Origin of the sequence: Cryobacterium sp. HLT2-28 (genome assembly GCF_004402495.1) — a bacterium.
GTDB lineage: Bacteria > Actinomycetota > Actinomycetes > Actinomycetales > Microbacteriaceae > Cryobacterium > Cryobacterium mannosilyticum.
Map to the genome: position 1 here is coordinate 49,763 of NZ_SOFH01000032.1, position 20,545 is coordinate 70,307.

The 20,545-nt window shown below is 70.3% G+C and carries 17 protein-coding genes; 15 read left to right on the plus strand and 2 right to left on the minus strand.

The window, feature by feature from the left end; genetic code table 11:
- The first annotated feature begins 73 nt into the window (after nt 1-73).
- Genes E3O48_RS17395 through E3O48_RS17410 form a run of 4 tightly spaced genes read left to right on the plus strand, consistent with a single transcriptional unit; the run spans nt 74 to nt 6,937 of the window.
- Complete coding sequence (locus tag E3O48_RS17395; RefSeq protein ID WP_134541053.1) at nt 74-1,525, plus strand: DUF3375 domain-containing protein; 1,452 nt, start codon at nt 74-76, stop codon at nt 1,523-1,525.
- A complete protein-coding gene (locus E3O48_RS17400) occupies nt 1,522-2,271 on the plus strand; it encodes a DUF4194 domain-containing protein (protein WP_241982605.1) in 750 nt (249 codons plus the stop codon). The genes E3O48_RS17395 and E3O48_RS17400 overlap by 4 nt, the downstream gene beginning before the upstream one ends.
- The gene (locus E3O48_RS17405; protein ID WP_134541055.1) at nt 2,268-5,660 is read left to right on the plus strand and encodes an ATP-binding protein; all 3,393 of its coding nucleotides are present in this window, start codon (nt 2,268-2,270) and stop codon (nt 5,658-5,660) included. The genes E3O48_RS17400 and E3O48_RS17405 overlap by 4 nt, the downstream gene beginning before the upstream one ends.
- The gene (locus tag E3O48_RS17410; RefSeq protein WP_134541058.1) at nt 5,660-6,937 is read left to right on the plus strand and encodes a Wadjet anti-phage system protein JetD domain-containing protein; all 1,278 of its coding nucleotides are present in this window, start codon (nt 5,660-5,662) and stop codon (nt 6,935-6,937) included. Before E3O48_RS17405 ends, E3O48_RS17410 begins: the two co-directional genes overlap by 1 nt.
- A gap of 258 nt (nt 6,938-7,195) precedes the next feature.
- Here the strand turns inward: E3O48_RS17410 and E3O48_RS17415 are convergent, their stop codons facing one another.
- Complete coding sequence (locus E3O48_RS17415) at nt 7,196-8,221, minus strand: DMT family transporter (RefSeq protein ID WP_134541060.1); 1,026 nt, start codon at nt 8,219-8,221, stop codon at nt 7,196-7,198.
- 84 nt (nt 8,222-8,305) lie between these two features.
- On the opposite strand from E3O48_RS17415, the gene E3O48_RS17420 reads away from it, so the two are divergent.
- From E3O48_RS17420 to E3O48_RS17450, 8 genes are all read left to right on the plus strand, one after another.
- The gene (locus tag E3O48_RS17420; RefSeq protein ID WP_134541063.1) at nt 8,306-8,860 is read left to right on the plus strand and encodes a CGNR zinc finger domain-containing protein; all 555 of its coding nucleotides are present in this window, start codon (nt 8,306-8,308) and stop codon (nt 8,858-8,860) included.
- Between the two features lie 73 nt (nt 8,861-8,933).
- Nucleotides 8,934-9,386: a helix-turn-helix domain-containing protein gene (locus E3O48_RS17425; protein ID WP_134541066.1), complete on the plus strand. Its 453-nt coding sequence runs from the start codon at nt 8,934-8,936 to the stop codon at nt 9,384-9,386.
- 28 nt (nt 9,387-9,414) lie between these two features.
- Nucleotides 9,415-9,753: a DUF86 domain-containing protein gene (locus E3O48_RS17430; protein ID WP_134541069.1), complete on the plus strand. Its 339-nt coding sequence runs from the start codon at nt 9,415-9,417 to the stop codon at nt 9,751-9,753.
- Nucleotides 9,754-10,437: 684 nt separating this feature from the next.
- The gene (locus E3O48_RS17735) at nt 10,438-10,590 is read left to right on the plus strand and encodes a hypothetical protein (protein ID WP_166788748.1); all 153 of its coding nucleotides are present in this window, start codon (nt 10,438-10,440) and stop codon (nt 10,588-10,590) included.
- Nucleotides 10,591-11,171: 581 nt separating this feature from the next.
- The gene (locus E3O48_RS17435; protein WP_134541072.1) at nt 11,172-12,671 is read left to right on the plus strand and encodes a DHA2 family efflux MFS transporter permease subunit; all 1,500 of its coding nucleotides are present in this window, start codon (nt 11,172-11,174) and stop codon (nt 12,669-12,671) included.
- A gap of 143 nt (nt 12,672-12,814) precedes the next feature.
- On the plus strand, nt 12,815-13,708 hold the full coding sequence (locus E3O48_RS17440) for an ABC transporter ATP-binding protein (RefSeq protein WP_134510705.1): 894 nt from the start codon (nt 12,815-12,817) through the stop codon (nt 13,706-13,708).
- A 3-nt stretch (nt 13,709-13,711) separates the two neighbouring features.
- Nucleotides 13,712-14,935, plus strand: coding sequence for an ABC transporter permease (locus tag E3O48_RS17445; protein WP_134510682.1), 1,224 nt, complete (start codon nt 13,712-13,714; stop codon nt 14,933-14,935).
- A 96-nt stretch (nt 14,936-15,031) separates the two neighbouring features.
- Nucleotides 15,032-15,868, plus strand: a complete 837-nt coding sequence (locus E3O48_RS17450) for a hypothetical protein (protein WP_134541075.1) — start codon at nt 15,032-15,034, stop codon at nt 15,866-15,868.
- A gap of 42 nt (nt 15,869-15,910) precedes the next feature.
- On the opposite strand, the gene E3O48_RS17455 is transcribed toward E3O48_RS17450, so the two are convergent.
- A complete protein-coding gene (locus E3O48_RS17455) occupies nt 15,911-16,930 on the minus strand; it encodes a diacylglycerol kinase family protein (RefSeq protein ID WP_370250394.1) in 1,020 nt (339 codons plus the stop codon).
- A 267-nt stretch (nt 16,931-17,197) separates the two neighbouring features.
- Between E3O48_RS17455 and E3O48_RS17460 the strand changes: the two genes are divergently transcribed.
- From E3O48_RS17460 to E3O48_RS17470, 3 genes are all read left to right on the plus strand, one after another.
- The gene (locus E3O48_RS17460) at nt 17,198-18,550 is read left to right on the plus strand and encodes a wax ester/triacylglycerol synthase domain-containing protein (RefSeq protein WP_134541078.1); all 1,353 of its coding nucleotides are present in this window, start codon (nt 17,198-17,200) and stop codon (nt 18,548-18,550) included.
- 114 nt (nt 18,551-18,664) lie between these two features.
- Nucleotides 18,665-19,132, plus strand: a complete 468-nt coding sequence (gene rraA / locus E3O48_RS17465) for a ribonuclease E activity regulator RraA (protein ID WP_134541081.1) — start codon at nt 18,665-18,667, stop codon at nt 19,130-19,132.
- Between the two features lie 164 nt (nt 19,133-19,296).
- Nucleotides 19,297-20,238, plus strand: coding sequence for a DUF559 domain-containing protein (locus tag E3O48_RS17470; RefSeq protein WP_134541084.1), 942 nt, complete (start codon nt 19,297-19,299; stop codon nt 20,236-20,238).
- The last annotated feature ends 307 nt before the right edge of the window (nt 20,239-20,545 follow it).

The window sequence follows — 20,545 nt, forward strand, 5'->3', positions numbered from 1 at the left end:
CCGCCATGCGGCATGATTAATCGGGGGCCTCGTTCCTGTGCCCAGTAGCCCCGAGCCGAAGGAGGTGTGACCCGTGTCCGCTCTGAGTCAGACCCACGCGCTCAAACACCTTGTCGACACGGATGCCACCTGGCGGCTCCTGCGGGCCGACAACGCCCCCGTGATCGCGGCCCTGCTCAGCGAGCATCTCGGGGCCGAAAGCCGGCGTCTGCCCACCGACGAGCTCTACGAGCGCCTCGACCACGACCTCGAGGCGCTGCGCGGCCACGGCTTCGAGCTGCCGCAGAGCGCCCAGGGCTACTGCGCCGAATGGCGCAAGGCCGGCTTTCTCACCCGCCGCCCCGCGGAGGAAGCGCGCGGCGAGACGTTCGAGCTGGCAGCGGGCGCGCTGGGCGCCATCCGTTTTCTGGAGCAGCTCGCCGCGCCCCGGCAGACGGTCACCGAGTCGCGGCTGGCGAGTATCGGGGTGCAGCTGGGTCAGCTGGCCATCGAGACCGATCCCGATGCCACCCGGCGGCTCGAGCAGCTGCACGCGCAGCGGGACCGGATCGACGCGCAGATCGAGCGGATCCATTCGGGCGACCTCGACACCCTCGATGCGGCCCGGGCGCTCGAGCGGGTGCGGGATATTCTCGCCCAGGCCGAGGATATCCCGTCGGACTTCGCCCGGGTGCGCGCCGAATTCGAGACCCTCAACCGTGACCTGCGGGCGCGGATCGTCGAATCCGACGACACCCAGCGCACCGTGCTCGATGAGGTGTTCCGCGGCGTCGACCTGATCGGCGAGTCCGACGAGGGCCGCAGCTTCGCCGGGTTCTCCGCGCTCGTGCTCGACCCCGCCGTGGGCGCGACGTTCGACGACGACATCGAGCGGGTGCTGGCCCGTGACTTCGCGGGTGAGCTGACCTCGGCGCAGCGGCGCTACCTGCGCCGCTTCATCGGCACCCTCAAGGACCACAGCGGCGAGATCCACGAGGTCATCACCGCGTTCGCCCGCGGGCTGCGCCGCTACGTGCAGTCCCAGGACTACCAGCGCGACCGGGTGCTGCGCGGGCTGCTGCGCACGGCGCTGGCCGCCGGCGTGGAGGCATCCGGGCACACCAGGCCCTACCAGCCGACGACCCTGCACCTGGAACTCTCGGCGGTGGCGCTCGGCAGCGTCGGCGCCATCCGGCTGCACGACCCGGCCGACCTCGACGCCGGCGCACCGATTGAGGAGCACGTGGCCGGCGTCGCCGACCTCGAGGCACTCCGCGCCCTCGCCCGCGCCACCGAGATCGATTTCGCCGAGCTCATCGGCAACGTGAATGCGGTGCTGGCCGAGGCGCCGCAGTGCACCGTGCGGGAGGTGCTCGAACGGCATCCGGCCAGCCAGGGTGTGGCCAGTGTCGTGGGACTGCTCACCCTGGCCGCTAACCAGGGCACCGCGCCGGGCGGCATGGAGACGGTGCGCTGGCTGGGCTCCGACGACAGGGCCCGCGCCGCCGACATTCCGATCTACCGCTTCACGGGGAGACTACTGTGACCGACGACTTCAACACCGAGACCGGCACCGGGTCCGGCTCCGCGACCGGCATCGGCACGGATGCCGCGCCCGCCGCCGCCCTCTGGCCCGGCGACACCGGCCTCATCGGCGAGCAGGCGCGGCGGGCGCTGCTCGAGCTGATCAAGGGCCCTTACCTGTCGGGCGTGAAGGCCCCCGCGCTGTGGTCGGCGCTGCTGGCCGACGAGGTGGGCATCCGTTCTCGCCTGCACGAGCTGTTCCTCGAGCTGGTCGTCGACCGGGTCGGCGAGTTCGCGTTCGTGCGCAATGTGAGCACGACCGAGCTCAAGCTGCCGAGCACCGTGCGCACCGCCGCGCTCACCTTCCTCGACACGGCGATGCTGCTCGTGCTGCGCCAGATGCTGCTCGCCGGGGAGGGCGACGGCCGGGTGATCGTGGGGCAGGAGGACGTCTTCGAGCAGCTGCGGGTCTACCGCACGGCGGATCGTGACGAGACCGACTTCAACAAACGGCTGAACTCCACCTGGCTGAAGATGAAGAACACGCTGCGGGTGATCCACCAGGCCGGCGCCGAGGACCGGGCCGAGATCTCGCCCGTGCTGCGGCTGATCGTCGACGCCGAGCAGATCGCGGCGATCAGCGGCGAGTACCGGCGGATCGCCGAGGGCGGGACCGGTCCTGACCTGAATGTCGGTGGTGTCGACGATGCTGATTCCGACCTCACGGATGACGCAACACCCGACCAGGCCGAGGAGATGACCGCATGACGATGCTCGAGATGACGGGCCTCGACGACTCGCTCGAGCCCGGAGCGCAGCCGGCCGCGAACGGGCCGATTCACGTGGGCCAGTGGCGGCTGGCCCGGGTGGAGCTGCTCAACTGGGGCACCTTCGGCGGGCACCACCGCATCGACGTCGCGCGCACGGGGCACCTGTTCACCGGGGCGTCCGGCTCGGGCAAGTCCTCGCTGCTGGATGCGATCGGCACCGTGCTCACCCCCGACAAGTGGCTGCGCTTCAACGCCGCCGCCCAGGACTCCACCAGCCGCAACGACGACCGCACCCTGGTCAGCTACGTGCGCGGGGCGTGGAGCAAGGAGGCCGACGAAACCCTCGACCGCGCGGTGAGCACATACCTGCGCAAGACCGCCACCTGGAGCGGCATCCTGCTCTGCTTCGAGAACGAACGGGATGCCCCGGTCACCCTGGCGCGCCTGTTCCACCTGCGCGGGTCCAGCGTCGACAAGGCCGACCTCAAGGACGCCTGCTTCATCGATCGGGTCGACGTGAGCCTGCTCGACTTTCGCGAGCACGTGGCATCCGGAATCGAGGCCCGGCGCATCAAGAGCGCCTGGCCGAACGCGGTCGTCACGACCACCGGGTCCCACGCGCCGTTCTACTCGCGCCTCCGCCGCCTGCTCGGCATCGGAAGCCTGAACGCCCTGCACCTGCTGCACAAGACCCAGTCGGCGAAGAACCTCGGCAGCCTCGACCAGCTGTTCCGCGACTTCATGCTCGATGAACCGGCCACCTTCGCCCGGGCCAAGAACGCCGTGGAGCAGTTCGGCGAACTCAACCAGGCCCACCAGCACGTCGTCGAGTTGCGCCGCCAGGCCGAGCACCTGAAAACGCTCGAGACATCCATCGCCGGCTACGAGAGCGCGGCGACCGCGGGAGCAGAGGCCGACCGGCTCAGCGACCTGATCGACCCGTTCCAGAACCGGCTGACCCTGCGCCTCGCCGAGGACGAACGCGGGCTGCTGCGCTCCGAGCAGGCACGCGCCGTCGACGACGCCCGCACCACGGATGCCTCCCTCGCCGAGGCCGCCGAACTGTTGCGCGCCGCCGAACGCCGGGCCCTGCAACTCGGTGGGTCCGATGCCGCCCAGATGCAGGAACGCGTGAACGACGCGGTGAAGGATGCCGCGGCCACCGCCACCCGCTGGAGCCGGTTCGCCGAAGAACTCGCCGGCGTCGGCGTCGACGGTGCCCCCACGAACGGTGAGGAGTTCGCCGAACTCGTCGAGTCCTCCCGCCGCGCCCTCGCCGAGACGGCGCCCGCCGCCGCCCACGAGCACGGCGACTACGAGCAGTACTCCGCGGCGAAGCGAGAGCTCGCCGCGATCGACGGCGAGCTCACCGAGATGCGCACCCGCAAGAGCAACCTGCCGGCGGCGCTGCTGCTCGCCCGCAAGCGCCTGGCCGAGGAACTCGGCGTCACCGAGTCGGCCCTGCCGTTCGCCGGCGAGCTGATTGAGGTGCTGCCCGAGTTCGCCGACTGGAGTGGCGCGATCGAACGGGTGCTGTTCCCGATCGCGAGCGCGCTGCTCGTGCGCGACGACCACCTCCCCGAGGTGCGACGCCGGGTGGAGGCCCGCAACCTCGGCGCCCGGCTGGTCTTCGAGGCGGTGCCCGCCGTCGCCGACCAGCCCCGGGCCGCCCGCACTTCCCGGTCGCTGCTGCACCGCATCCGGGTCAGCGACGGACCGTTCCACGACTGGCTGCAGGCGCGCGTCGCCGCGGAGTTCGACTTCGCCTGCGTCGACAGCCCCGACGAACTCGACACCGTCGACCGGGGTGTGACCATCGGCGGGCAGGTGAAGAAGTCCGCCCGCCGCTACGAGAAGAACGACCGTCACCGCATCGACGACCGGTCCCAATGGATCCTCGGCGCCGACAACGAGGCCAAGGTCGACCTGCTCCTCACCCGGCGCCGCGACGCCGAACGGCGCAGGGACGAGGCCGGGGTGCGGCTCGCGCAGGCGGACGCCGCGAAGACGGCCGCCATCCGCCGCCGCACGGTGCTCGAACGGGTGGTCGGCCAGGAGTGGGCCGAACTGGACCGAGCGGCCGCCGACGAGCTCGTGCGCGCCCGGAACCGACAGCTCGAGGCCCTCACCACGGGCAACACCGAGTTGCAGGATGCCCTGGGCCTGGAGAAGCAGGCGCGCGAGAGCCGCCAGGGAGCCGACGCGCGTGCTCGCGAGGCCGCGCTGCGGGTGAGCCAGGTCAACGCCACCCTCGCCACGGTCGACGCGCTCATCGCCGATCTGCTTCTGCGGGCGCAGGACCAGCCCGGCGTGATGGGCGAATCCGATGTGGCCCGGCTGGAGACCCGGTACCGTTCGGTGCAACGCAAGATCGATCGCGGCAACATCGGCGAGGTCGGCCGCAAGGTGAGCGAGGTTCTGCACAAGGAATCGAGCGCCGCGCAGGCTCTGCTCCGGCGTGCGGAATCGGACTTCATCGCCGGTGCCAGCGCGTTCAAGGCGAAGTGGGCCGCGGCATCCGGCGACCTGACCATCTCCATCGACGACCGGGCCGGTTATCGTGCGCTGCTCTCGGGGATCCTCGAGCGGGGACTGCCCGAGCATGAGGGCAACTTCCTCAAGCTGCTGCGGGACAAGTCACGCGACCTGATCGGGCACCTGGCCTCGGACATCCGTGACGCCCCCAAGCTGATCGCCGACCGTATCGATCCGGTCAACGCGTCGCTGGGCCGGTCGCGCTTCGACGTGGAGCGTTACCTGCGCATCGAGGTGAAGACCCGGCGCACCCCCGAGGTGCTGCAGTTCATGGCCGACCTGAAGACCGTCGTCGACGGGGCCTGGGGCGAGGACACCCTGGCCGCCGCCGAGCAGCGCTTCGCCGTGCTGAACCGGCTGATGCAGCGGCTCGCGTCCAGCGAGAACGCCGACCTGGCCTGGAGCCGGCGCTGCCTCGACACCCGCCAGCACGTCACGTTCATGGCCCACGAGGTGGACCTGGCCGGGCGCACCGTGAATGTGCACGACTCGAGCGCGGGCCTCTCGGGCGGTCAGCGGCAGAAGCTGGTGATCTTCTGCCTCGCGGCGGCGCTGCGCTACCAGCTCGCCGCCGACGAAGACGAACTGCCGTCGTACGCCACGATCATCCTCGATGAGGCGTTCGACAAGGCCGACAGCCGCTACACCCGGATGGCGATGGACGTGTTCGTGGAGTTCGGCTTCCACATGATCCTGGCCACGCCTGAGAAGCTGTTGCAGACGATCGAACCGTATGTCGGCGGCATCACCTCGATCACGAATGCCTCCCGCAAGGACTCGCGCACCGCGGCCGTGATCTATCGCACCGAGGATGCCCCGCCGGGGCCCGCGCCCGACCGGGCTGAGCGCTGATGGCACCGGCGCGCGGGATGCTGACGGTCGCCGAGGCCAGGGCCCGCGCGCTCAAGAAGGTCACGGCCGACCAGCGCGACTGGGCGGCGCTCGGCGGTGAGGATGCCCTGCTCGAGATCGTGCTGCACCCGCCGACCGAGCGTTCCGCCCTCGCCGACCAGTCGGCGGCGATCGCCTGGGTGCGGGAATGGCAGGCGGTGGCCGGCGACGCTACGGCTCCGGCTGCGCCGGTTGGGGTGCCTGCGCTGGTTGGGGCGGCTCCGGCTGTGTCCGCTCCGGCTGTGTCGGCCGCGCCTGTGTCGGCTCTGCCTGTGTCGGCTCCGGCCTTCTCGGTGACCTGGGGCGGTCGGCAGTGGCCGAGCCTCGGAGCGCAGTCCGTGCCCGAGCGGTGCGTGCTCCGGGGAGCGGATGCCATCGCCGCGTTCGCCGGGGCCGCTGCAGGCCGGGAGTGGAGAACCTTGCGCGACCGGGCGGCGGTGGTGCGCGGCGCGTTCGCCGGGCCGGCGGCATCCGTCGACGCGCTGGCGGCGGCGATCCGCACCCACGGGCGCACGCTCCAACTGCTCGCGGAGACGGACTTCAGCACCCTGGTGCTCGTCGTGGAGTGGCTCGCCGAGCACCCGGCCTCCGGCTGGCGCATTCGGCAGCTGCCGATTCGCGGGATCGACACGAAGTGGCTCGAGCGACACCGCGCGGTCGTCGAGAGCCTGCACGCGGCGGTCAGCGGGCGGCTCTCGCTGGGGCTGCTCGACGCGCCGACCATGGTGCGCGTGCGGTTCCTCGACCCGGCGCTGCGGCCCGGGGGGATCTGCGACGTGATCGCTCCGGTGGACGAGCTGGCGGCCCTGCCCGTCGCACCGAGCGTGGTCTTCGTGTTCGAGAACCTCGAAACGATGTTCGCGATGCCCGAGCTGCCCGGAGCCGTCGTCGTACACGGTGGCGGGTACGCGGCACCCCGCCTCGGCCGCATCCCCTGGATCGGGTCCGGGCGCATCATCTACTGGGGCGACCTGGACTCGGACGGCTTCGCCATTCTGCACGCGCTCCGCTCCCACTGCGCGGATGTCACCAGCGTGCTGATGGACGAAAAGACGCTGCTCGCCTACCGCGACCTCTGGGTGCCGGAGCCGAAGGCGGCCGCCGGAACCTATTCGACTCTGACGGCGGGGGAGCAGCGGGTGCTGGAGCGCATCCGTTCGGAGGGGAATGTGCGGCTGGAGCAGGAGCGGATCCCGTGGGACGTCGCCCTGGAGGTGCTCGAGCGTGCCGTCGCATAACGGCCGGCCGCCGCCAGGTAGCCCGGAGGAACAGGCGGCGGCTGCGATGTTGCCCGCGGACAGGGCGGTGTGCGTCCCTTCCGTTCAGCCGGCGCTGCAACCGAGGCCGCAGCCGCAACCGCAGCCGCAGCCCGTGCCCGCAACCACAGCCCGTGCCCGCAACCGCAGCCCGTGCCCGCAACCGCAGCCGCAGCCCGTGCCCGCAACGGCGGGGGCGGCCTGCGGAAACCGGCGCGGCCTGGGAGCGCCGGGGACGATTCAGCGGGGCTCGAGAACCTCGCGCCCGAGCGCCGGCAGGTCGAGCACCGGCAGGCCGTGCGCCGGCAGGTCGTGCGCCGGCAGGTCGAGCGTCTCGGCGGCGATGACGGGGAATTCGTCGGCGGAGCCCGCGGCCCGCACGGCCGCGATGCCGCCGAGGATCAGCGCGCCGCCGAGGAGCTGGAGGGGCATGAGCTGTTCGCCGAGCAGGAGCCACGCGAACAGCGCCGCGAAGACGACCTCGAGCAGGGAGACGAAGGAGGCCAGCCGCGACCCGAGCGCCTCGGCCGCGGTGATGCCGGCGACGTAGGCGATCGCGGTGCTGACCACCGCGACGATCACCAGCGGCACCCACCACGGCAGCTCGAAGCCCGCGAGCGGGAGGTCGCCGAGGGTCACGGTCAATGGAAGCAGACCGCTGACACCCAGCAGCCCGAGGATCAGGCCGCCCAGCACGAGACCGGAGGCCGCGAACGCGACCGGCGGGAGTCCGTCGCTGGGACGGGCCGCGACGACGAAGTAGATCGCGCAGCCGACCATGGCGAGGAACGCGAACGTCAGGCCGGCCGGGTCGACGGCGCGAATGGCACCCGGGCCGATCACGAGCAGCAGCCCGCCGACGGCGAAGGCCGAGCCGACCAGTACCAGGGCGCGCGGGATGCGCCGGGTCGTCGCCCACACCACGCCGACTAGCAGCAGCGGCGCGAGCAGCTCGATCAGCAGCGCTGTGGCCACCGGAATGGTCTGGATCGCGGCGAAATAGAAGAGCTGGGTGACGGCGACGCCGACGACGGCCATCACGAGCACCCGCCAGCGTGCCCGCCACAGGGCGGACCAGCGGCCGCGCAGTGAGACGAGCGCGATCGGCAGCAGCACGAGCCCGCCGACGACCACGCGCGCGGTGACGGCCGCGGTCGGGGACCAGCCCGACTCGAGCAGCGGTTTGATGAAGGCGCCGGAGGTACCGAACGTGACGGACCCCAGCACCGCGACCGCCAAGCCGCCCGACGTCGACGAGATCTTCACGATGTCTCCTCCCGGAGTGCTGCATGTTGCGGTCTACAATTGATGATGACCATAACAATATGCGATGGTCTGTTAGGAGTCAACATGCAGTTTGCCCATGACACAGAGGAGGCTCTGGAGTTCGCCGTTGAGCTCGGCAACACCGATCCGGCGGCCTCCCGCAGCGGCACCGACGAGCTCGCGACCCTCGACCAACTGGCAGAGTTCCTCGCCCAGTACCCCTTCTCCGGACGCATCGACGGGGACGAACGCGAGCGGCGCGACGTGCTGCGCGCCCGCGATCAGGTGCGGCTGGTGTGGGCCCTCGATCGTGACGACGCCGTTCTCCAGGTGAACTCAATGCTTGCGGCGGCGCACGCGCTGCCCTACCTCGCCCGGCACGACGGCACCGACTGGCACCTGCACGCGACGACGCCCGACGCTCCGCTCGGCGAACGGATGCGCGTGGAGGCCGCGCTCGCCCTGACCGACGTGATCCGGATGGACGAGATGCAGCGCCTGAGGATCTGCGAGGCCGACGACTGCGAAGGCCTCATCCTCGACCTCTCCCGCAACGGGTCCAAGCGATTCTGCAGTGCGCGCTGCGGCAGCCGGATGAACATGATCGCGTTCCGCAAGCGGAAGGGCGCGCAGGCCTGACGCCTGCCCGCATTGTTGCGTGGGTAGAGACAAGGCCCTGGGCCTCCCTATAGTCGAGGGCTATAATTCCGGCATGAGGACGCCGGACCGCATACTCGAAGCCCGCGCACGCGCCGGGCTCTCGCAGAGCCAGCTGGCCGTGCGCGCGGGAGTACCGCAACCCAATCTCTCGGCCTATGAAACCGGTCGCGTGCAGCCGCGCCCGGAGACTCTGGCCCGCATCCTGGCCGCGACCGCCGAGCGACCATCGGCCGTGTTGCTGCGCGAGCGCGATCGCGTGCTCGAATTGGCCGGCCGTCGCGGCGCCGGCAACGTGCGCGTCTTCGGCAGCATCGCGCGGGGCACGGATGCCGTCGGCAGCGATATCGACCTCCTTGTCTTCTTCGCCCCCGAGGCCTCCATCCTCGATGCGGCCGGACTCGTCCTCGACCTCGAGCAACTCCTCGGCGTGCACGTCGACGTGATGAGCGACCGGGCCGAGGGCGCCATCCGCGACCGGGCCATCGCCGAGGCCGTGCCGCTGTGAGCGACCGGAGCGACCGGAGCGAGGCCGGATGACTCACGAATTCGACCGAACGGATGCCCTGCTCGCCGACATCCGTGACCTGGTGCGCCACGCGGGCCTCATCACGGCGCGCGGCCGCGCGGTGTTCTTCGACCGCGCGGACCGAACTCAACAACTCGCCGGCAAGGCCATCGTGATCGACCTGCAGACCGCCGTCGAACGACTGCCCGAGGACTACAGAGACCAGCACCCCGAGGTTGCCTGGGCCGAGCTGCGCGCCATGCGCAATTATCTCGCGCAGGACTACGCGAACACCGACTACCAGATCGTCTGGAACGCCCTCGTCACCGATTTCCCGCGCCTACTGGTGCAACTGGGGATCGGGTAGGGGCCGAATTCCCGCCAGCCTTGAAGTCCCAGTCGTGCCCCGACTCCCGCCGTCGCCGCGTGGCCGGATTCCCCCAGCGACGCGCATGGCTGTGAGGCGACTGCGACGCGCATAACTCCTGCAAATTCCGACGGCCGCGCGGGCTGCCCGCGTAATCACGCGGGAGTCTGGAACAACACTGCCGAATTGCAGGAGTTATGCACAAAGGACGGACGGACGGACTTACCGGCTGGCGGACTGACTGAAGGACTGATTGACGAGCGGGCGGGTTGGGGTCGATTGCGGGGATGTGGGCCCGGCGGCGAGGTCGGCCGCTCCATTTCGCCGGAATGCTTGCGTGGCCGGGTGTTTGCCCGGTAGGTTGAAATCCACGCCATTCGACGAGAGGAGCCGCACATGATTCGTTCAGATTATTCAGCATTTAGCTGCATGACCGCCGGCCTCGTCGGCGTCACCACCGACTGATCGGCCGAGAGATTCCGCCGCCCGTCGGGCGGTGACGCCCTCGACGCCCATGCCGAAACCGGTGCCCTCCGCACCGTCGGCGCGATCGCTGCTGCGATCGCTTCCCTGACATCGCACTGACGATGTCATCCCTGTGCCGCTTCGGGCGGCCCCGCCGGTGCACCGACGGATGCGAGCGCATCCGTCGTGCCTGCACCGTCACAGTGAGGCTCAACCACCATGCATACAACCCTGTCGACCAAGCCCGGTCGCCACGACCACCCGCCGCAACCGGGGCCCGAACAGGCGCCGGAGCGCCCGCAGCCCCGGCCGCGGCGCGTCGGCCCGATCGATCGCCTGGCCCTGCACATGGGCGTCGCCCTGATCAAGTAGGGGCGGCGCCCGGGCGCGGTGCGCACTCCCGCTCCTGTTGCTGTGGAGGCGGAGGAGTGGGAAGCCGCTCTCCGCAACCGTGAGGAGCGCGAGCGGGCCGAGGAGCGCCTGCGCGTGGACCTGCTCGGATACCGGATGACCGTGCCCTTCCGATGAGGGCTAGTGTCGTTCGGCTCCGACGTTCGGCGTCCACGGCGGCCTTTCCGGTCGCCGTGGACCCGGTGCGTCACAGCCGGCGGGGGCAGGCCGGCCGCCCCACGTGGCCAACTCAGGAGAATCCGGCGAGTCGCGGCATCCGCCCGCTGAATCACGCGGCAGTTTGCGGATGCGACGCAGATCTTCCTGAGTTAGCCACCGTGTTGGTCAGCCACCGTGTTTCCCCCTTCGGCACGCGTCAGGGCGAGACGTCGTAGCAGCACCGCGCGACTTTTGTATTCTCGGAATGCGCCCGGTGCCCGGCCGGTTACCTCTCTGCACAGCCGTTTCTTGCAGCCGTTCGTCCGCGCGGCCGTTGCCGGGCCGCCCTGCTGCCGCACCTCGTGATCGCACCTCGTGACCGCACACTTCGACGGGACCTTCGAATGACCGAAACCGCCACCGCCACGACAGGCACCACCGCCACGGGCACGGATGCCGCCGCGCACGCGGCCGCCGCATCCGCCGCCGAGGCGGCCCTCGGCATCCGCAACCGGCTGGTCATCACCCTGCTGCTGATCTCGACCTTCATCGTGATCCTCAACGAGACGATCATGGGTGTGGCCCTGCCGCGGCTGATGAGCGACCTGAACATCACGGCCAGTGCCGCCCAGTGGCTGACCAGCGCGTTCATGCTCACGATGGCCGTCGTCATCCCGATCACCGGGTTCCTGCTGCAGCGCTTCAACACCCGGCCGGTGTTCATCGCGGCGATGACCCTCTTCAGCACGGGCACGCTGATCGCGGCGCTCGCGCCCGGCTTCGAGGTGCTGCTGGCCGCCCGGGTCGTGCAGGCCACCGGCACGGCGATCATGTTCCCGCTGCTGCTGACCACCGTGATGACGCTCGTGCCGCCGGCGCACCTCGGCCGGATGATGGGCAACATCTCCATCGTCATCTCGGTCGCCCCGGCGATCGGGCCGACCATCTCCGGCGCCATCCTCAGCGTGCTCGACTGGCGCTGGATGTTCATCCTCGTGCTCCCGATCGCGCTGACCGCGCTGATCGTGGGCGGCATCCTGATGAAGAACGTGACCACCCCGCGCAAGACGCCGATCGACGTGCTCTCGGTGATCCTCTCCGCGCTCGGCTTCGGCGGGCTCGTCTACGGGCTGAGCAACCTCGGCGCCGCCGGCGGCATCGCCTCGGTCTCCGGCTGGCTGCCGCTGGCCGTCGGGGCGCTCGGCCTGGCCCTGTTCATCCTCCGCCAGCTCGCGCTGCAGAAACGCGACGGCGCCCTGCTCGACCTGCGCACCTTCCGCTCGCGCACCTTCACGTTCGCGATCGTGATGATGGCGATCAGCATGATGGCCCTGTTCGGCACCATCATCCTGCTGCCGATCTACATGCAGACGGTGCTCGGACTGCCCGCGCTCACCACCGGGCTGCTCCTCCTGCCCGGCGGCCTCGCGATGGGGCTGCTCGCGCCCACCGTGGGCCGGCTCTACGACCGGTCCGGGCCGACCCACCTGCTCGTCACCGGGGCGGTCATCGTCAGCGCCGTGTTCTGGGCGATGACCCTGCTCCGCTCCGACACCTCCCAGTGGTGGGTGCTCGCCGCCCACGTCACGCTGAGCTTCGGCCTCGCCCTGCTCTTCACCCCGCTGTTCACCGCGGGCCTGGCCGCCGTGCGTCCCGAGCTCTATTCGCACGGCAGCGCCATGGTCGGCACCGTGCAGCAGCTGGCCGGGGCGGCCGGCACCGCGCTGTTCGTGACCGTGATGGCATCCGTCGCCGCGTCACGCCTGGCCGGCGGGGCAACGGATGTCGCCGCCACCTCCGCGGGAATCCACGCCGCGTTCCTCTGCGGCGCCGTGATCTCGCTCTTCGCGATCCCCGCGGCGTTCTTCATCCGCCGCGCGGCCGGCCACACCCCTCCGGTGTAACGTCGTCTAGTAACGAAACTGGGGGGATTTTCGGCATGACTTCTGCACTGCTCACACCGCTGGACACGCTCGATCGGCAGGCGCGGCCGGCGGCGGGGTCACGGCCTGACGCCGAGCCGCTCGTGCACATCAGCAACTTCCGGATGGACTTCGGCCGCAGCACGGTCATCCGTGACCTGTCCTTCGACATCAACCGGGGTGAGACCTTTGGTTTTCTCGGCTCGAACGGGTCGGGCAAGACCACCACGATCCGGGCGCTGCTGGGCATCTACCAGGCCACGGCCGGGGTGCTGCACATCAACGGGCGCCCCTTCGCGCCGGAGGACGGCGCCAGGCTCGGCTACCTGCCCGAGGAGCGCGGACTCTACAAGAAGGAGTCCGTGATCGACGTGATGGTCTACTTCGGCCGGCTCAAGGGCCTCCGCAAGGCGGCCGCCGTGGCCTGGTCGCACGAGTACCTGGAGCGGGTCGCGCTCGGCGACAAGGCGAAGGTGCGCCTGGACAAGCTCTCCGGCGGCCAGCAGCAGAAGGTGCAGCTGGGCGTCACGATCATGAACGACCCCGAACTCCTCATCCTGGACGAGCCCACCAAGGGCTTCGACCCGGTCAACCGCAAGCTGCTGATGGACATCATCGAGGACCAGAAGCGCGCCGGCGCGACCGTGCTCATGGTCACCCACCAGATGGAGGAGGTGGAGCGGCTCTGCGACCGGGTCGTGCTCCTCAAGAACGGTGAGGTGGAGGCCTACGGCACGGTCGAGGCCGTGCAGGACCAGTACGGCGGAACCGTGGTGCGGCTGCAGTACTCCGGCGAGATCCCGGCATCCGTTCACTACGTGGTCACCCGGCGGGAGAGCACCTACGCCGAACTCACCGTGACCGCCCCGGTCGACGAGGCGCTCATCCTGCGCGAGCTGATGGATGCCGGTGTCACCGTTCGCGGGTTCACCGCCGGCCGCCCCTCCCTCGACGACATCTTCGTCGCCGTCTACGGCGACCAGAACGCCGCCGGCGCCGACGAAACCGCGGGGGAGTAGACCATGGCCCGGCACAACCTCGGCACGGTCATCTCGTTCGAGGTCACCCGCACCTTCAAGAAGAAGCAGTTCTGGCTGACGACCCTGCTGGTGCCGGTGATCCTGGGCATCGTGATCGCCCTCATCGTCATCTCCAACACCACCACCTCGAGCAAGGTGGACTCCCAGAAGGATGCGACCCTCCGGTTCACCTACAGCGACGCCTCCGGTCGGATCGACCCGACCCTCGCGACCGCGTTCGGCGGCACCGTCGTCGCCGACGAGGCGCAGGCGATCGCCGACGTGAAGTCGGGCAGGTCGGCGGCCCACTTCGCCTATCCGGCCAAGCCGACGAAGCAGGCCACGATGGTCTACGGCGCCGACCTCGGCATCTTCGACAACGGCAAGTACTCCTCCGTCGCCACCCAGCTCATGGTCGCCAGCGCGCAGGCGGAGATCGGCGACCAGACCCTCACCGGCCTGGCCAGGGGCTCCTTCCAGGTCGACGCGATCACCTACAAGGACGGCGCGGTGTCCGGCGGGTTCCTCGGTGCCGTCGCGCCACTGCTCTTCCTGCTCATCTTCTACGTCGTGATCGTGATGCTGGGCAACCAGATGCTCACCAGCACGCTCGAGGAGAAGGAGAGCCGGGTGACCGAGATGATCCTGACCACCCTGAACCCGACGACCCTGATCACCGGCAAGATCGTCTCGCTGTTCATCATCGGGCTCGTGCAGATGGTCGTCTTCATCCTGCCGGTGCTGGTCGGCTACCTGTTCTTCCGGACCTCGCTCAGCCTGCCCGACTTTGACATCTCCCAGCTCATCGTGAACCCCGGCCAGATGGTCGTCGGCGCACTGCTGCTGATCGGCGGGTTCACCCTGTTCATGGGAACCCTGGTCGCGGCCGGGGCGATCATGCCCACCGCCAAGGAGGCCAGCCAGGTCTTCGGCATCATGATGGCGCTGGTGTTCGTGCCCCTGTATGCGGCGTCGCTGGTGGTCTCCGACCCGCACGCGCTGATCGTGCAGCTGTTCACCTTCTTCCCGTATTCGGCCCCGGTCACCGCGATGCTCCGCAACGGGCTGGGCTCGCTCGGCCCGGTCGAGTCCGGCATCGTCATCGCCGAGTTGTTCATCCTCGGCGGGATCGTGCTGCGCCTCGCCGTGCAGCTGTTCCGGTACGGCTCGGTCGAATACTCGAAGAAGGTCTCGCTGCGCACGGTGTTCGCCCGCTCGCGCGGGTGAGCGCGGCGGGCGCGCGATGGCGGCGGTGCCGGCATCCGTCGCCCGGCTTCGTCTGCAACCCTTGTGACCTACCTGATCTCGGGCCTGAATGTCGGCATGGCTTCGACATCCCGAACTGTCGGATACTCAGACAACGACAACGTGTGGTTTGTCTACGGCGTGCCGGAATGTGTGGAGCTGAGCGTCCACCGCACGCGGGACGAGGCCGTCGGCGCGGCGTTCGCGGACGTGACCCGCGATGGTGGCTGGCTGACGGTGCACTACAGCGACGGTTCCGTCGAATCCCAGCAGGAGTACCCGGCCGTGCCGGCAGCGACGGATGCCGTGAGCCCCGCCGGACCGGATCAGCCCCGGCATGGCGAGGGCGGTGCGTCGCCGTTCTCGCCGCGGTTCGCGCCGTCGACTGTGTCGCTGTCGCTCCCGCCGTCGCTCCCGCCGTCGTTCGCCGATGAGCGTGACGTCGAGGCGCATCCTCTCGATTCCCGGCTCGGGCAGGGGCTCGACCTGCTCGGCGTGGCGGGACTTGTCGGCATCCCGCTCGTCTCAGGCGTGTATTCGCCGGAGATGCTCGCCGCGGCGCCGGGCGCGCCCTGGCTGTTGTATTCGGTGAGCTTCAGTTGGGCGCTGGGATTCGCCCTGCTGGCGGTCGCGCTGTCCTTCGGCCTGCGGCAGGCCCGGCTGGGCGAGCTCGTCTCCGCCCTGCTCTGTTTCGGGCTCTCGGGCTACATCGCCGGCGAGATCGGTGTGGGCGGGCTCGGCAGAGCACTCGAGCAGGGCGGTTCGCTGGTCGAGTCCCTGGGCACGATGCTGACGAGCGCACTGCACGCCTATGGTCCGGGAGGCGCGGTGGCCACGGCGGCCGTCGGGGTGTTCTTCGGCTGGAGGCTCGCCCGGCACCTGCCCGGCAGCCTGGTGAACTGGCGGAGCGCCTGAGCCGAACCGGCTCGCGGACCGCCGCGTCGGCCGCCGCGGCGCCTATGCGGCGGCGTCGGGCACGCGCACTGTGAGGCTGCCCGGGTCGATCCAGGTCTTCAGGGCGACGGCCTTGCCGAACTCGTCACCATCGAGTTCGATCTCCTCCGGGCGGTGCAGGCGCAGGACCAGCTCGGTGCCGGTCGCATAGTTGAGGGCGTCGACATCCTTCGTCTGGAACCGTCGGCCCAGCCGGGTGCGGGCGAGCACACCGTTCTCCCAGATCACCTTGGACAGGATCTGCAGCCAGCCGAGAACACCCTCCGGCTTGAGCACGACGATGTCGAAGACTCCGTCGTCGACCGCGGCATCGGGCAGCAGCACGATCTTGGCCGGCAATGAACCGCAGTTGCCCACCATGATCGTGTGCGCGCGCATCGATTGCGTCGGTTTCTTGTCGAGGCTGTAGCGGAAGTGCAGGTCATTCTTGTCCTGGCCGACGGCGACCAGCGCCTTCACGTAGGCCAGCCAGCCGACCTTCGCCTTGAGCGCGTCGTCGGTGTTGGCGAGCATCTTCGCGTCGAGGCCGAGCCCGGCCATCACGAGATACGCGTGCCGGTCGACCGAGCGGTCGTGCCGTTCGATGTCGATCATGGCCACGTCGATCGCCCGGTCGGAGCCGGTGAACGCCGCGTGGATCGACTGCTCCGGGTCGTCGAGCACCAGCTTCAGGTTGCGGGCCAGCAGGTTGCCGGTGCCCGAGGGCAGCAAGGCGAGCGCGGAGTCGGACCCGTGCACGATCTCGGCGACCGCGCGCACGGTGCCGTCGCCGCCGGCGACGATGACGACGGATGCCCCGGCTTCCAGCGCCCGTGCGGCCGGCCCCTGGCCGGGGTCATCGGCCGAGGTCTCGAACCACAGCGACTCCGGCCAGCCGGCGGCGGCCTCCTCGGCCGCGACGGCGCTCTTGAGCGCGGCCAGGTCGACCTTGATCGGGTTGTAGACGACCGCGGCCAGGCCCGGCCCGGTGGCCTTGGGGGTGCGGTCGGCCTGGTCGGACTGGGGCAGGTCGGTGCTCGTCACGGGGTGTCCTCCGGGTTCAGGTGCGCGGGGTCAGGTGCAGGAATTCTATCGTCGCGCAGATTCGGCGGTCACGGTGGTGCGACATCCGTCACTGATAGGACGGGCCCGCGCCGGATTCGTCACGCCGGCCGGTGGTGGGGGCCCGGTGGTCGAGCTCGCTCGGTGGTCGAGCATCGAGACCCGGTTGATCCGATCGGCGGGAATTTCCTGGCGGGAGACGATGGTCCGGGTGCCCCGGAACGCCGGTCGCGGGTATACGTTCGAGGCATGGGGAAGTCCCTTCCGATTGACCGGGTGAGCGCCGACGACCTGATGTCGATGGCCACCGAGCGCGGAACCACGCCGACTCTGGTGGGGGCCGTGCTAATCCTCGACACGGGCGGCCGGTCTCGGTCGGCGACCGGACTCGACGCAGCGCGGGTCCTGGAGCAGTTTGCCCGGCTCCTCCCCGGCGTGCCGCGGCTCAGGCAACGGCTCGTGAGCCTGCCGTTCGGCTGCGGGCGGCCGATCTGGGTCGACGATCCGGGGTTCGACGTGTGCCGGCACGTGCGCGTTGTCGCCTGCCCGGCGCCCGGGGGAGAGCAGGCGGTGCTCGCCCTGGCCGCGGCGATGCTCGTCACGCCGTTGCCGCGGTCCCGTGCGCTCTGGGCCGCCACCTTCGTGACCGGGGTCGGGGAACACCAGGCGGCGCTGGTCATCGTCTTCCACCACGTGCTCGCCGACGGCGTGGCCGGCCTGGCCGTGTTGGCCGGGCTGGTCGACGGTGCGAGGTCAGGAGCCGGGGCGCCGGGGGCCGGGGGATCCGGGTTTCCGCGGCCGCAGGCATCCGTTCGCCGGCTGGCCGTCGATGCCTGGGCCCGGCGGCTGGGCTCGCTGCGACGGATGCCCGCGCTGCTGCACCGACTCGGCGACGCGACAGTGGAGCTGCGTTCGGTGCGCTGGACGAGGCTGCGGCCGACCTCGCTCAACGCGCCGACGGGCCCGCGGCGCCGGTTCGCGACGGTCACGGTGCCGTTGGACGGGATCCGCGCCGCCGGTCGCGCCCAGGGCGCCACGGTCAACGATGTGGTGCTCACCGCGATCGGCGGCGCGCTGCACCGCCTGCTCGCGTCGCGGGGCGAGCACGAGGACCGGTTCATCATCTCGGTGCCGTTCTCCGAGCGGGCCGGCGTCACGGCGGGGGAGCTCGGCAACCGGAGCGGGGTGATCCCGATCCGGGTGCCCGGAGCCGGCGACCCGGCGCGCCGGCTGCGATTCGTCGCCGAGGGCACCCGCCGTGCGAAGCGGTCGTCGCCCGGAGCGACGACGGCGCTGCTCGGCCCGTTCTTCCGGGTGCTCGCCCGGACCGGCCTGTTCCAGTGGTTCGTCGACCGGCAGCGGCTGATCCACACCTTCGTGAGCAACCTGCGCGGGCCGGAGCAACGGCTCTCGATCTTCGGCTGCCCGGTCAGCGCGATCGTGCCGCTGAGCGCCGCGACCGGCAACGTCACGGTCTCCTTCGCCGTGCTCTCCTATGCGGGCAGCCTCACGATCACCCTCATCGCCGACCCGGATGCCTGCCCCGACCTGGAGGCGCTGCAGGGGTTGCTCGCCGAGGAGCTGGCCGCGCTCGCCGCGTGATCGTCCGGGCGCCTGGCGCCAGCCGACGGTCTCCAGGAACCCTCGCGGGGCATCCGTGACCGTCGGCGTCGTACGCTGGGGGGACCGCACGTCCGACGAAGCCGAGGGGTACCGATGACCGAGCTCACTGCCGATCTCTACGACGAGCATGGCGAGGACCTCCAGTCCGTCGCCACTCAGTTCCAGTCGCTGGGCGGGCGGGCGCGCTTCAGCGGACCGATCCGCACCGTGTCGTGCTTCGAGGACAACGCCCTCGTGAAGTCGATCCTCGCCACACCGGGAGACGGCGCGGTGCTCGTGGTCGACGGCGCCGGCTCGCTGCGCAGCGCCCTGATGGGCGACATGATCGCCGAAAGCGCCGTCGCCAACGGCTGGGCGGGCGTCATCATCAACGGCGCCATCCGCGATCGGGTCGCGATCGGCGCCCTCGACCTCGGGGTGAAGGCGCTCGGCAGCAACCCGCGCAAGAGCGCCAAACGGGGCTTCGGCACCGCGGATGCCGTGGTCGAGATCGACGGAGTCAGCTTCATCCCCGGCCGCACGGTCTACTGCGACGAGGACGGCATCCTGGCCGAACGCTAGGCGCGCCCTCATCCCGGGTGCGCCCGTCGCGCCTGGGGTTGAGTCGCGGAAAAGACACCCTCCCGCGCGCCACGAAGGTGCTTTCTCCGCACCTCAGCGGCGGATGCCCGGCCTCCTGTGGACAGTTGCGGCGGGCAGGACGCGCATGCGGCATCCTCGAGCCCATGGCAGCCCGCATCCCGCTCCCCGACGAGTTCGGCGGGCGCGCGTTCCTCGTCAACGAGGCGCGGGACGCGGGTGTGGGCCGTTCGCGGCTTGCCGGAAGCGACCTCGAGAGGCCGTTTTGGGGCATCCGGGCACCCGTCGCCAGCGGCGGCGACGTCGAGGCACTGTGCGCGGCGCTCACCCGGCGGATGCCCCAGCAGGCCTTCTTCACGCACGTCACCGCCGCGCAACTCATGCGGTTCCCGCTGCCGCGGCGCCTCGAGACGACCCGGCCGCTGCATGTCGGCATCGCCGACCCCGGTCGTGCCATGGACGCCCGGGGCATCGTCGGGCACCGCCTGCGCATCCTGCCCGCCGAAATCGCGGCGTGGGGCGGACTCCGGCACACAGGGCCGGCGCGCACCTGGCTCGACCTCGCGTCGGGGCTCAGCCTCGTGGAGCTGGTGGCCGTCGGCGACCACATCGTGCACCGGGAGCATCCGCTCGCGACCCTCCCCGAGTTGACGGATGCGCTGGGCCGCTATCCCAGCCGCCGCGGCCTGGTACGCGCGCGGGCTGCGCTGACGCTGCTGCGCATCGGTGCGGAATCGCCGCGCGAGTCGGCGCTGCGGGTGATCATCGTGCTGGCCGGGCTGCCCGAACCGGAGTGCAACGTCAACATCTTCGATTCCCAGGGGCGCTTCCTCGCCCGGGGCGACCTGGTCTACTCCGAGTTCAGGCTCGTGCTCGAGTACCAAGGAGACCACCACCGCACCGATCGGGCCCAGTGGCGCCGGGACATCCGTCGGGTGCAGAGCGTGGAGGATGCCGGTTGGCAGATGCTGCAATTCACCGACGACGACCTCCGCAACCCGGCCGAGCTTGTGGAACGCATCGAGCGCCGCCTCCGCGCGCGCGGTTGGGCCGGGAAGCGCACCCCTCGCCGCGCTGATAGGCGCTGAGTTGCGGAGAAAACACCTCGGTGGGCCCGGCGAAGGTGCTTTTTCCGCAACTCAAATGGTCGGCGGTGCGACCCGGCTCGGCCCGGGCGACGGATGCCCCGCGCGAGAGCGCAAACGCAGCGCGAGTTGCGGAGAAAACACCGTGGCGGGCCCGACGAGGGTGCTTTCTCCGCAACTCAGCAGGCGTTCCGTGCGGCGCAAGACACCGCCCTAGATGAGTGAGTCCTAATGGTCGTAGGCGATGAGGGATCGTTTGTTGGGTGTTCCGAGGAGCCAGTTGTGCCAGATTCCGGCGGCGAGGGCGAGT